General features: G+C 72.5%; 12 protein-coding genes. 7 read left to right on the forward strand and 5 right to left on the reverse strand.

Annotated elements, in window-relative coordinates:
• Together CCN44_RS19825 and hemC are read left to right on the forward strand one after the other, a co-directional pair.
• Positions 1-310, forward strand: a 310-nt coding sequence (locus CCN44_RS19825; protein WP_462509656.1) for an ATP dependent DNA ligase, incomplete at its 5' end; no start/stop codon positions are given.
• Between the two features lie 19 nt (positions 311-329).
• The gene (gene hemC, locus CCN44_RS19830; RefSeq protein ID WP_189397362.1) at positions 330-1,271 is read left to right on the forward strand and encodes a hydroxymethylbilane synthase; all 942 of its coding nucleotides are present in this window, start codon (positions 330-332) and stop codon (positions 1,269-1,271) included.
• Between the two features lie 65 nt (positions 1,272-1,336).
• On the opposite strand, the gene CCN44_RS19835 is transcribed toward hemC, so the two are convergent.
• On the reverse strand, positions 1,337-1,861 hold the full coding sequence (locus tag CCN44_RS19835; RefSeq protein WP_059247346.1) for a hypothetical protein: 525 nt from the start codon (positions 1,859-1,861) through the stop codon (positions 1,337-1,339).
• Positions 1,862-2,763: 902 nt separating this feature from the next.
• On the opposite strand from CCN44_RS19835, the gene CCN44_RS19845 reads away from it, so the two are divergent.
• On the forward strand, positions 2,764-3,555 hold the full coding sequence (locus CCN44_RS19845; protein ID WP_059247347.1) for an RNA polymerase sigma factor SigF: 792 nt from the start codon (positions 2,764-2,766) through the stop codon (positions 3,553-3,555).
• 56 nt (positions 3,556-3,611) lie between these two features.
• On the opposite strand, the gene CCN44_RS19850 is transcribed toward CCN44_RS19845, so the two are convergent.
• Positions 3,612-3,926, reverse strand: a complete 315-nt coding sequence (locus CCN44_RS19850; protein WP_059247348.1) for an ANTAR domain-containing protein — start codon at positions 3,924-3,926, stop codon at positions 3,612-3,614.
• Positions 3,927-4,054: 128 nt separating this feature from the next.
• Here CCN44_RS19850 and CCN44_RS19855 point away from each other — a divergent pair, with 128 nt between their 5' ends.
• Positions 4,055-4,864, forward strand: coding sequence for a VOC family protein (locus CCN44_RS19855; RefSeq protein WP_086698455.1), 810 nt, complete (start codon positions 4,055-4,057; stop codon positions 4,862-4,864).
• 80 nt (positions 4,865-4,944) lie between these two features.
• Here the strand turns inward: CCN44_RS19855 and CCN44_RS19860 are convergent, their stop codons facing one another.
• Entirely contained in the window at positions 4,945-6,015 is a 1,071-nt protein-coding gene (locus CCN44_RS19860; protein WP_086698456.1) for an LUD domain-containing protein, read from the reverse strand.
• A gap of 161 nt (positions 6,016-6,176) precedes the next feature.
• Here CCN44_RS19860 and sigJ point away from each other — a divergent pair, with 161 nt between their 5' ends.
• Positions 6,177-7,124 (forward strand): RNA polymerase sigma factor SigJ, encoded by a 948-nt coding sequence (gene sigJ, locus CCN44_RS19865; protein WP_059247350.1) that lies wholly within the window; start codon positions 6,177-6,179, stop codon positions 7,122-7,124.
• Between the two features lie 6 nt (positions 7,125-7,130).
• On the opposite strand, the gene glgX is transcribed toward sigJ, so the two are convergent.
• Positions 7,131-9,248 (reverse strand): glycogen debranching protein GlgX, encoded by a 2,118-nt coding sequence (gene glgX / locus CCN44_RS19870; protein ID WP_086698457.1) that lies wholly within the window; start codon positions 9,246-9,248, stop codon positions 7,131-7,133.
• Between the two features lie 23 nt (positions 9,249-9,271).
• Positions 9,272-9,784: a hypothetical protein gene (locus tag CCN44_RS19875; RefSeq protein WP_059247351.1), complete on the reverse strand. Its 513-nt coding sequence runs from the start codon at positions 9,782-9,784 to the stop codon at positions 9,272-9,274.
• 304 nt (positions 9,785-10,088) lie between these two features.
• Between CCN44_RS19875 and CCN44_RS19880 the strand changes: the two genes are divergently transcribed.
• Positions 10,089-10,388, forward strand: a complete 300-nt coding sequence (locus CCN44_RS19880; RefSeq protein WP_059247352.1) for a DUF5133 domain-containing protein — start codon at positions 10,089-10,091, stop codon at positions 10,386-10,388.
• A 109-nt stretch (positions 10,389-10,497) separates the two neighbouring features.
• Positions 10,498-11,637 (forward strand): maltotransferase domain-containing protein (locus tag CCN44_RS19885; RefSeq protein WP_143649863.1); only part of this gene is annotated, 1,140 nt, incomplete at its 3' end.

Here is an 11,637-nt window from a genome sequence, read left to right on the forward strand (position 1 = left end):
CGCGGTGCTGGCCGGCCAGCGCGACCCGGACGGCCGGCTGCGGTACGTCGGCGGGGTGGGCACCGGCTGGAGCGAGGCCGAACGCGGCCGGCTGGCGGACCTGCTGCGGGACGCGGCGAGCGACCGGTGCCCCTTCGATCCCGTGCCCCGCGTCCCGGGCGCCCGCTGGGTGCTGCCCCGGCTGGTGGGTGAGGTCAGCTACAGCACCCGCACCCGGAACGGCATGCTCCGCCAGCCGTCCTGGCTGCGGCTGCGCCCCGATCTCGCCCCGGAGGAGTCGGCGGCGGATCTGCCCGAGGGCTACGCGTGAGGCCCGGTGGGTCTATCGTGTGCCCATGCCGGTTCCCGAACTGATCCGAATCGTCTCCCGCGACTCGCCCATGGCCCTGGCCCAAGTCGAGCGGGTCCGCGCCGAGTTGGCGGTGCTGCACCCGGGTGTGCGCACCGCGGTCGTACCGGTGAAGACCACCGGCGACAAGTGGCTCGGCGATCTGTCCCAGGTCGAGGGCAAGGGGGCGTTCACCAAGGAGGTGGACGCCGCCCTGCTGGCCGGGGAGGCGGATCTCGCGGTGCACTGCGTCAAGGACGTGCCCGCCGACCGGCCGCTGCCGGCCGGGACGGTGTTCGCGGCGTTCCTGAAGCGGGACGACATCCGGGACGCGCTCGTACACCCGGGCGGGCTCACCCTGGACGAGCTGCCGCCCGGCACCCGGATCGGCACCTCCTCGGTGCGCCGGATCGCCCAACTGGCCGCCACCCACCCGCATCTGGAGTGCGTCCCGTTCCGCGGCAACGCCAACCGCCGGCTGGAGAAGCTGGCCGCCGGCGAGGCCGACGCGCTGCTGCTGGCGGTGTCCGGCCTGGAGCGCATCGGCCGGACCGACGTGATCAGTGAGGTGCTGTCCCCGGAGACGATGATGCCGCCGATCGGCGCGGGCATCCTCGCCCTGCAGTGCCGGGAGGACGACACCGAGCTGATCGACGCGGTCAGCGGGCTCGGCGACCCGGCCACCCACCGCGAGGCGGCGGCCGAGCGGATGTTCCTGCACGTGCTGCAGGGCCACTGCAACAGCCCGATCGCCGGGTACGCGCGCGTGGACCGCAGCGGCGAACTCTCCCTGCGGGCCTGTGTCTTCACCCCGGACGGCAAGACCCGGCTGAACGCCCACGAGTGGGCGGGCCGGCTCGATCCGGCGACGCTCGGCACCTCGGTCGCGGTGGCGCTGCTCCGGCAGGGCGCACGCGAGATCATCGACGGCATCCCGCACTGAACGCCGTGGCGTCCGGGCCGTACGAGGGCTGAACGCCGTCGGGTACGGGCCGTACGCCGTGCGCGTCAGGCGGAACCGGGCTCCGCCTGGTCCCTCAGGAAGGCGCTGACCTGGTGGGCCAGGCTGCCCTGTCCGGTGCCCGTGGGAGCGGTCGCCGGGGTCGACTCCAGCACGCCGATGCCGCCCGCCCACAGCCGGCGGCCGGTCCACTCGTCGTCCACCCGCAGCTGCACCTGCACGTCCACATGGGTGAGGGCGGCCTCGGGTGCGGCGGCGTAGAGGACGGCGGTGGCCCGGCGCAGCGGGTAGACGTCGAAGCCCTCGATGAACTGGGAGTTGCGCCAGTCGATGAAGGCTCCCTCGCCGTCCGGGCCGACGCGGACGTCGATCTGGCCGTCCTCCAGGTGGATGCCGTAGGGCCGGGCGCCGCGGTTCTCGACGGTCACCCGGACACTGAAGTACGTCAGCCCGGCGGCGGCGTCGTCGCGTCCGCGCGGCGGCTCGGCCGGCTCCAGGCGGTGGACGCGAAGACGCAGACCGGCATGCTCCTCGTACTCCTGCCAGTCCCCGACCACGTTCGGCTCGTACACAGTGCCCCTCTCGACCTTCGAGAGCTGCTGTCTATCTGTGGGCTCAGCGCACTGTCAAATGAGCAGAATGCGCTGTGGCCAGGTCATTCACTTCCTTTGATCGGTGATCAAGCGCTGCCCAGGAAGAACACGTTCGCGGTGGCTTCCGGCCGGCCGCGGGCGCGTGTGGCACATCACGTCCGCGGCAAGATCAGCGAGCCGGCCGGCCGGGCGGCGCGGAGGGGGCCGTGACGCCGGGGACGGCGGCCGGCGCCAGCACGCCGGAGACGGCGGCGAGATGCGCGGGCGTAGCGTGCAGCAGGCCCCGCAGAGCGTCGACTTGACAGCTCGGCGGCTCCGCCTCGCCGACGGGCCCGGCGTCACCGGGACGGGGTACAGGGCGTCGGGGCCGAAGAACAGCGGCAGGGTGACCCGAGCCCGCTTGTCGGGGTTTCCCGCCCGCGCTCACGCCCCCGGCCTCCTCACGCAGCGTGTCGGTCATGCTGCGCAGGGCTGACCGGTCCGCGCTCGGCGCCTCCGGGCCGGCCGGACCCGTCTCGCGGACCGGACGGCCGGCCCGGGCGAGCCGGTCGGCCAGGGCCGGCACGGGGGGGTGCCGGCCCGGTGCAGCCGCCTGGCCGCGTCCGAGGCACCGATGCGGCGCCGGGACTCGGTCAGCCGCCGGACGCCCGCGAGCGCGTCGGCCAGGCCCCCGAGGGGCGGGCCGACATGCACACAAGAAGATCTGATTTGTCCTATTTGTTTTGAGATGTCCGTCAGCGGGAATGGGCACATCAGTGCTTCGGACAGGAGGCACGTCCGTGGGAGCCGGCATCGCCGGACGCCCCGGTGTCCTTTCCATGGTCCGAGCGCACCTCCCACGGTGTCTGTCCATCCAGCACCTGCTGAGAGAGGTGCGCGCGATGCGTGTCACTGGCAGCACCAAGCCCCATCCCCATGACGACGCCCCGGACACCGGAGACTCCTTCGAGCGGCTCGCACAGCTGCCGGAGGGGCCCGAGCGGCAGGCGCTCAGGGACGAGCTGATCCAACTGTGGCTCCCCATGGCCGAGCGGATCGCCGTGCGGTTCCGCGGCCGTGGCGAGGCCCTGGAGGACCTGTATCAGGTGGCCGCACTGGGCCTGGTCAAGGCCGTCGACCACTACGACCCCGGCCGCGGCCGTGCCTTCGAGGCGTACGCGGTGCCCACCATCACCGGGGAGATCAAGCGTCACTTCCGGGACCACATGTGGACCCTGCACGTGCCGCGCCGGGTGCAGGACCTGCGCAACCGGGTCCGCACCGCCACGAAGGAGCTGGCGCAGACCACGCCGGGCCGGGCACCCACCGTCGCCGAGATCGCCGCGTACACGCGGCTCAGCGAGGACGAGGTGCGCGCCGGCATGGAGGCGCTGGAGTGCTTCTCCGCGCTGTCCCTGGACGCCGAGGTGGCCGGCACGGACGGCTACGCCCTCGGCGACTCCCTGGGCGGACCGGACCCGGGATTCGACCTCGTGGTGGACCGGGCCGCGGTCAAGCCCTGCCTCGCGGCACTGCCCGAGCGCGAACGGACCATCCTCTACCTGCGATTCTTCCGCGGCATGACGCAGAGCCGGATCGCCCAGCAGCTCGGCATCTCGCAGATGCACGTCTCGCGGCTGCTCAGCGGCTGCTTCGACCGGCTGCGCGAGGAGCTGCTGGCGGAGGCCCGCTGACCAGGCGCTCCGAGCAGCTCCGGCCCCCCTCGGCGCGCCCAGCCCGCTCAGCCGGGTCAGCTCTCCTCGGACCCCGGGACCTGGGTGGGGCCGTACCGGTCCAGGGCGTCCTCCAGCTCGGCCCGGATCTCGGCCGGGATGTCGCCGCGCCGCCCCCAGATCAGGATCAGCTCCGCGATGTTGCGCAGCTTGATGTTGGTGTGCTGGGAGACCTCCTTCAGCACCTGCCATCCCTGGTCCGGGGCGACCCGGCCGAGGGCCACCATCATCCCGATCGCCTGGTCCACGACCGCGTGCGAGGCCATGGCCTCCTTCAGCTGGTGGACCTCCGCCTGCAGCGCGGCCACCCGGTCCGGCTCGCTCTCTCCCATCCCTCCATCGTGCGCAGGGGCCTGGACTCCTGCCACCCGGGGTATCCGAGAGGCAGCCCACCCCGTTCCGGCCGGACACTGGTGCCAGACCGGTGGCCGCCCGGCCCCGAGAGCAGGACGCGACTGCCATGAACCATGACACCCCCGCCGGCGGCGCACCGCGCCGAAAAGACGTCGTCTCCACCCACTCCGTCTTCGGCGCGCCGTGCTGGGTGAGCCTGACCAGCCGCGACCTGGAGGCCACCCAGGAGTTCTACGCGGCCGTGCTGGGCTGGCGCTGGCGCGGCGCCAAGCTCGGCGAGCACTTCCGGATCGCGCTGGCGAACGGGGTGCCGGTGGCCGGTATCGCCGCGGTCGCCTCCATGTGGCAGATGGCGGTGGCCTGGACGCCGTACTTCGCCGTGCCGGACGCCGACGTGGCCGTGGCCCGGGCCCGGGAGCGCGGCGGTACGGCGGCGGTCGGGCCGCTGTCCTTCCCGCCGGGCCGGGCGGCGCTGCTCGCCGACCGGGACGGGGCGACGTTCGGGATCTGGCAGGGCGAACTGGTCACCAACTGGGAGGCGTGGCGGCAGGCGGCACCGGCCTTCGTCCGGCTGCACACCCGGGACGCCTTCGACGCCGCGCTGTTCTACGGCGAGATCCTGGACTGGGCGAGCGGGCTGCCGGGCTGCTGCGAGGTCGAGTACGAGGGCGGCGAGGTGGTGCTGCGCAGCCGGGGCGACGTGGTGGCACGCATCGACTCGGGCGCGGTGGAGGCGGCCCCGGACCCCTCCGTACGGCCGCACTGGCAGATCCACTTCGCGGTGACGGACGTGGCCGACTGCGCCCGCGCGGCGGAGAAGCACGGCGGGAGCGTGCTGCGCGAGGACGAGAACGAGGCGATCCTGCGGGACGCGGACGGGGCGCAGTTCACGGTGACGTCCCGCCGCAGCCCGTGAGGTGAGCCCTGAGGGGGCGCCCCCGGCCGGCGGCGCCCGGGTGCCCCTGCGGCCCGTGAGCCGGAGGGGCCCGGGCCGGGTCAGTAGCCGACGGCCTCCCGGAGGAGGAGCACGGTGCCGCGCCCCGGGTGGGGTTCCGCGTTGAGGACGAGCAGGCGGTTGACGGCGCTGGGCCTGCCGTAGACCTCCTGGGCGCGGGCGTTCTCCAGCGGGAGGACGTGCTCCTCCAGGCGGCGCAGGGCGGTGCTCAGGTCGGGCACCACCTTCTGCGCGCCGACGATCCAGACCGCGTGGGCGGCGCCGCCCGCGTTGGCCGGGAGCTGGCTGCCGCTGCCCGAGGCCAGGACGAGCGAGCCGGTCTCGGTGACCGCGGCGACGCTGTTGACGACGTAGTCGGGGCTGGCGAGCAGCCTCCGGAACTCGTCGGCGCCGGTGGCCCGGTCGATGGCCAGGAGGCGCGGCTTGACGGCGTCGTACCGGCCGCCGGCGTTGATGTCCTCGTCGATGCCGGACAGCCGGAGGGTCTCGCTGGCTCCGGTGAGCACGCCGGCGCCCTCGGGGATCAGGTCCTTGATGCGGGCGCGCGCTGCCGCGGCGTCGTCGAGGATCTCGGCGGCGAAGCCGTTCGCCCGCAGCGCGGCGGCCACCCGCTCCAGTCGTCCGGCCGACGCCGGCTCGGTGAAGGACGCGGCCGTGGGGGCCGGGGCGGCCGCGGCGCGGGGCGCCGTGCCCGTCAGCGGGGAGGTGTCGAGGTACCTGACCTCGTACACCCGCTCGGCGAACCTCCAGCCTTCCTCGGTGCGCCGGTAACGGTCGTGGTAGACGGCGTAGTTCAGGCCCTCGCGGCCGTCGAGGGTGCGCGCGAGTTCGTGGAGGTAGGCGCGGCCGGTCGCGGTGTCGCCGTCGAGCCGGATCGTGCCCGGGTGGGTGTTCTGCACGAAGAAGTCCCACTGGCTCTGGAGCCGCTCGCCCCCGGCGAGGATCTCCTCCCGGCCGATCTGCTCGACGGGGATGTCGGGCATGCGCAGGACACCGTCGGGCGTGAACAGCGAGGCCAGGCGGGGCCGGTCGCGCATCATCACCGCGTCGGTGAACTCGGCGCGCAGTGCCTCGATCTCGACGCGGTCCGCGATGGCCTGGAAGTCGTTCATCGAAGTCCTCTCTCCGTCTCGTCGTCGCCCTCACCGGTGCGACACCGTTACGACAACGTGGCGCCGCGGAATGTGAGGTGGCGCGTCGGCCTCACATTCCGGTGCGCTGTCCTGTCGTAACGGGTGACAGCACAGGAACGAGCGAGGGAGACGGTCGGACCATGACCACGACAGCCGGGACCGGTGACGGGCTGAGCGATCCGGGCCTCGGCGCGATCATGAGCGAGCGGCGCCGGCTGATCGACCTCGGTTACCGGCTCCTCGGTTCCCTCACCGACGCCGAGGACGTCGTGCAGGAGACCTACGCCCGCTGGTACGCCATGTCCGCACGGGAGCAGCAGGCCATCGAGTCGCCCGGCGCCTGGCTGATGACGGTCGCCGGCCGCATCTGCCTGAACCTGCTCGGGTCGGCGCGGGCCAGACGGGAGACGTACGTGGGCGACTGGCTGCCGGAACCGCTGCCCGAACCCACGGAGTGGATCACCGGGCGCTCCGGCGGGACCGACCCGGCCGACCGGGTCACCCTGGACGAGTCGGTGACGATGGCCTTCCTGGTCGTCCTCGATGCGATGACCCCGGCCGAGCGCGTCGCCTTCGTCCTGCACGACGTGTTCCGCTACCCCTTCGGCGAGGTCGCCGAGATCGTCGGCCGCACCCCCGCGGCCTGCCGCCAGCTGGCCTCATCGGCCCGCCGGCGCATCCGCGCCGCGCAGAGCCCGGCAGGCCCGAGTTCCCAGCAGGCCGGCATCGTCAGGCGGTTCAGAACGGCGTGGGAGGCCAAGGACATCGACGCCCTGATCGGCCTGCTCGACCCCGACGCCGTCGCGACCGCCGACGGCGGCGGGCTGGCCGTCACGCACCCGCGTCCGCTCGTGGGCGGTGAGCAGATCGCACGCGCGTACGCCCGGATCGCCCGGCTGTCGGGCGACCGCACCGCGTTCCTGGAGTGCACCGTCAACGGCCTGCCCGGCCTGGTGGCGCGGCAGGACGGCGCTCTCGCGACCGTGTTCGCGTTCGAGATCGCGGGCGACCGGATCAGACGCATCTGGGCGGTGCGGAACCCCGAGAAGCTCCGCCCCTGGCGGATCGACCGGGAAGACGTGCCCTGAAACGTCCTAGCCCGCTCCACGCGACGGACGTGACAGCAGCACCAGGCTTCGCGCCTCCACGCGGAGCCTCGTGCCGGCCTTGTGTTCGCGTTCGTCGGGGATGCCGTCGGGGTCCGCGGTGTCGACGAGGGCGGTCCAGCGGTCGCCGAAGGAGGCGTCGGGCAGGCGGAAGTCGACCGGTTCCCAGTAGCCGTTGACGAGCAGCAGGAAGGAGTCGTCGGTCATGCGGCGGCCGTAGGGGTCGCGTTCGGCGATGGCGTCGCCGTTGAGGAACGCGCCGACCGAGTGCGCGTCGCCGCGCTGCCAGTCCCGCTTGGTCATCTCCCGGGCGTCGGGCCGCAGCCACAACAGGTCGGGCAGCGGCTGCTTGGCGTGGGTCGCGGTCTCGCCGCGGAAGAAGCGGCGGCGGCGCAGCACCGGGTGCGCGGCGCGCAGCGCGATCAGATGCCGGGTGAAGTCGGCGAGGGAACGCTGCTCGTCGGTCAGGTCCCAGTCCACCCAGGAGATCTCGTTGTCCTGGCAGTAGGCGTTGTTGTTGCCGCGCTGGGTCCGCCCGAGTTCGTCGCCGTGGCACAGCATCGGGATGCCCTGCGAGAGCAGCAGCGTGGCCAGCAGGTTGCGCTGCTGGCGGGCCCGGAGTTCGAGGACGGCGGGGTCGTCGGTGTCGCCCTCCACCCCGCAGTTCCAGGACCGGTTGTGGCTCTCGCCGTCCCGGTTGTCCTCGCCGTTCGCCTCGTTGTGCTTGTCGTTGTACGACACGAGGTCGCGCAGCGTGAACCCGTCGTGCGCGGTGACGAAGTTGACGCTCGCGCGCGGCCGGCGCCGGCTGTGCTGGTACAGGTCGGAGGAGCCGGTGAGCCGGGAGGCGAACTCGCCGAGCGAGCCGGGCTCGGCCCGCCAGAAGTCCCGTACGGCGTCCCGGTACTTGCCGTTCCACTCCGACCACAGGGGCGGGAAGTTGCCCACCTGGTAGCCGCCCTCGCCCACGTCCCACGGCTCGGCGATCAGCTTGACCCGGCTGATCACGGGGTCCTGCTGGATCAGGTCGAAGAACGCCGAGAGCCGGTCCACCTCGTGGAACTGCCGGGCGAGGGTGGCCGCGAGGTCGAAGCGGAAGCCGTCGACGTGCATCTCGGTGACCCAGTACCGCAGCGAGTCCATGATCAGCTGGAGCACGTAGGGGTGCCGCATCAGCAGGCTGTTGCCGGTGCCGGTGGTGTCGTAGTAGTGCGCCCAGTCGCCGTCGACCAGACGGTAGTAGGAGGCGTTGTCGATGCCCCGGAAGGACAGGGTGGGGCCCAGCTCGTTGCCCTCGGCCGTGTGGTTGTAGACCACGTCGAGGATGACTTCGAGACCGGCCGCGTGCAGCGCCTTCACCATGGCCTTGAACTCGTTGACCTGCTGGCCGCGGGTGCCGAAGGCGGCGTAGGCGTTGTGCGGGGCGAAGAAGCCGATGGTGTTGTAGCCCCAGTAGTTGGACAGGCCGCGGTCCTGGAGCACGCCGTCGTGCACGAACTGGTGCACCGGCATGAGTTCCACCGCGGTCACGCCGAGCGAGGTGAGGTGCTCCAGCACGGCGGGGTGCGCGAGTCCGGCGTAGCTGCCGCGCAGCCGTTCGGGGACGTCCGGGTGGGTGCGGGTGAGGCCGCGGACATGGGCCTCGTAGATCACCGAGTCCGCGTACGGCGTCCTGGGCGGGCGGTCGTCGCCCCAGTCGAAGAACGGGTCGGTGACCACGCCCAGCATGGAGTGGCCGGCGCTGTCCGCCGGGGCGGGCCCGTCCGGGGCGCGCTCGTACAGCGAGGGGTGGTTGTCGATCTGCCCGTCCACGGCACGGGCGTACGGGTCGAGCAGCAGCTTCTTCGGGTTGCAGCGGTGGCCGAGGGCCGGCTGCCAGGGGCCGTGCACCCGGTAGCCGTAGCGCTGGCCGGGGCCGACACCCGGCAGGTAGGCGTGCCACACGAAGCCGTCGACCTCGTGCAGCGGGACGGGGGTCGAGGTGCCGGCGTCGTCGACCAGGATCAGCTCCACGCGCTCGGCGACCTCGCTGAACAGGGCGAAGTTGGTGCCCTGGCCGTCGAACGAGGCCCCCAACGGGTAGGGGTGCCCGCTCCACACGGGCACCCCTGTGCGGTTCTTGCGGGGGCTCACCGGCGGCCCTCCAGGGCGTCGTCACCGGCGGGTGCCGGTGCGGCCAGCACGGCCACGGCCTCCTCGCGCGGCACCCGGAGCCCTTCGCGCAGCGCGGGGTCGGGGGCGGTGGGCACCAGCGGGACGCGCTGGCCGGCGCGGGCGCGCTGCGAGAACCAGATGATCTTGCTGCCGGTGTCCGAGGCGCAGCAGCCCCAGCCGTCGCTCATGGCGGCGATGTCCGCCAGGCAGGACCTGAGGTCCTGGTCCGGGCGCAGATCGGGGTCGTCGTCGCCGAAGGCGGTGATGAGGTGCTGGCCGTTCCACCACATCTCGATCGAGGTGTGCTTGTCCGTCGCGTGGGCGTCGATCGCCCGCAGCAGCAGTTCGGCGCCGCGGCAGACGGGATCCACGAGGTTCTCGAGGTCCCAGTAGCGGAGATGGGCGGCCAGGATGCGGCTGACCTGTCCCACCCGTTCCGGGCTGACTTCCACGTCGAGGTGGTAGTAGCAGGGCACTGCGGTCTTCATCGTCGCTTGCTCCTCACCGGCGAAGCTCTCGCTCCCCTCGCCCCGTCCGGGAGGGATCCCGGACACATAGCGTGAGCGTTGATCGCTTCTGAGTCACCTCCACGGTGAGGGCACTACGCCATTCGTGCAACAGGAGCACTCGACACCCCCACTGGTTGAAGCTCCAACAAGACGCTGCGTCGCCGCGCGTGCACCATAAGTGAAAGCCTCGATCGCCGTAACGGTGCCGTGCCTTCCCGCGCGCGGCCACCACCCGACCGTCGGGAACGCGCCCAGTCGAGAGCGTGGAAGGTGAATGAGGGCCATGCTGCTACCCGCCAAGGCCGAAGTGGCCCGGCAGTTGCGGCGTTACCGGGCGTGGGAGCGCGTGATGCTCGCCTCGCCCTACGACCGCACGGTCCGGGCCACCTTCGAGGACTCGGGGTACACGCTGTGCGTGTTGATGGGCAAACGCTGCGCCCGCGAGGCCGCGGACGCAGCCGAGCGCTATCTCCGCACGAACCTGGTCACCTACCTGCGCGAGCAGGACGGACGGCCGCAGCCGCGCCGGGCGGCCAGAAGAGCGCCGCCATCGGAGCGGCGTTCCACGGCGCCAAGCCCCTGACCTGGCACCGTACAAGGCGTTCCTCCCGGGACCGGCACTCGCCGGCCCGGCTCATGGAGCGCGGAGCCGGGCCGGGTGCCCGGCTCCGCGCACGGCGGAGGTGAGACACATGCGCAGGACCCCGGCCATCGGCCGTGTACCGGTACGTGACGTCCGGCCGGCCGTGGAGTGCGGCAGGCGCCCGGCGAAGGCGGTGGTCGGTGAGACCTTCGAGGTCACGGCCACCGTGTTCCGCGAAGGGCACGACGCCGTGGGTGCGAACGTGGTCCTGCGCGATCCCAAGGGCCGGCGCGGCCCCTGGACACCGATGCGGGAGCTGTCCCCGGGCAGCGACCGCTGGGGTGCCGAGATCACCCCGGACGCGACCGGCCGGTGGACCTTCCGGGTGGAGGCCTGGAGCCATCCGCTGGCGACCTGGCGGCACACCGCGTCCGTGAAGGTGCCGGCCGGGATCGACACCGGTCTGGTGCTGGAGGAGGGCGCGCTGCTGTACGAGCGGGCCGCCGCCGGCGTGCCGAAGGGTCCTGAGCGCGCTCTGGTGCTGGCCGCCGCGCGCGCCCTCGGCGACGACTGCCTGTCCGTGCACGACCGGCTGAAGACGGCGCTGTCACCCGAGGTGCAGGCGCTGCTGGACCGTTATCCGCTGCGGGAGCTGGTCACCGCCTCGGACCCGATGCCGCTGCTGGTGGAGCGCGAACGCGCCCTGTACGGCTCGTGGTACGAGTTCTTCCCCCGCTCCGAGGGCACCGCCGAGCAGCCGCACGGCACGTTCCGCACGGCCGCCCGCCGGCTGGGGCCGATCGCGGAGATGGGCTTCGACGTCGTCTATCTGCCGCCCGTCCACCCCATCGGCACGACCTTCCGCAAGGGCCGCAACAACAGCCTCACCGCCGGCCCGGACGACGTCGGCGTGCCCTGGGCGATCGGTTCCCCCGAGGGCGGCCACGACGCCGTGCACCCCGACCTCGGCACCATCGAGGACTTCGACTTCTTCGTGGGGGAAGCGGCGAAGCTGGGGCTGGAGGTGGCGCTGGACTTCGCGTTGCAGTGCTCGCCCGACCATCCCTGGGTGCACAAGTATCCGGAATGGTTCCATCACCGTCCGGACGGGACGATCGCGTACGCCGAGAACCCGCCGAAGAAGTACCAGGACATCTACCCCATCGCCTTCGACGCCGACATGGACGGCCTGGTCGCGGAAACGGTTCGCGTCCTGCGGCACTGGATGAGCCATGGCGTCCGCATCTTC

This window comes from Streptomyces tricolor, from assembly GCF_002155905.1.
Classification (GTDB): domain Bacteria; phylum Actinomycetota; class Actinomycetes; order Streptomycetales; family Streptomycetaceae; genus Streptomyces; species Streptomyces tricolor.

Coding starts and splice junctions, on each gene's coding strand:
- CCN44_RS19845 (WP_059247347.1), top strand. CDS start 2,764: ATGCGTGTCACTGGCAGCACCAAGCCCCATCCCCATGACGACGCCCCG.
- CCN44_RS19850 (WP_059247348.1), bottom strand. CDS start 3,926: ATGGGAGAGAGCGAGCCGGACCGGGTGGCCGCGCTGCAGGCGGAGGTC.
- CCN44_RS19855 (WP_086698455.1), top strand. CDS start 4,055: ATGAACCATGACACCCCCGCCGGCGGCGCACCGCGCCGAAAAGACGTC.
- CCN44_RS19860 (WP_086698456.1), bottom strand. CDS start 6,015: ATGAACGACTTCCAGGCCATCGCGGACCGCGTCGAGATCGAGGCACTG.
- sigJ (WP_059247350.1), top strand. CDS start 6,177: ATGACCACGACAGCCGGGACCGGTGACGGGCTGAGCGATCCGGGCCTC.
- CCN44_RS19875 (WP_059247351.1), bottom strand. CDS start 9,784: ATGAAGACCGCAGTGCCCTGCTACTACCACCTCGACGTGGAAGTCAGC.
- CCN44_RS19880 (WP_059247352.1), top strand. CDS start 10,089: ATGCTGCTACCCGCCAAGGCCGAAGTGGCCCGGCAGTTGCGGCGTTAC.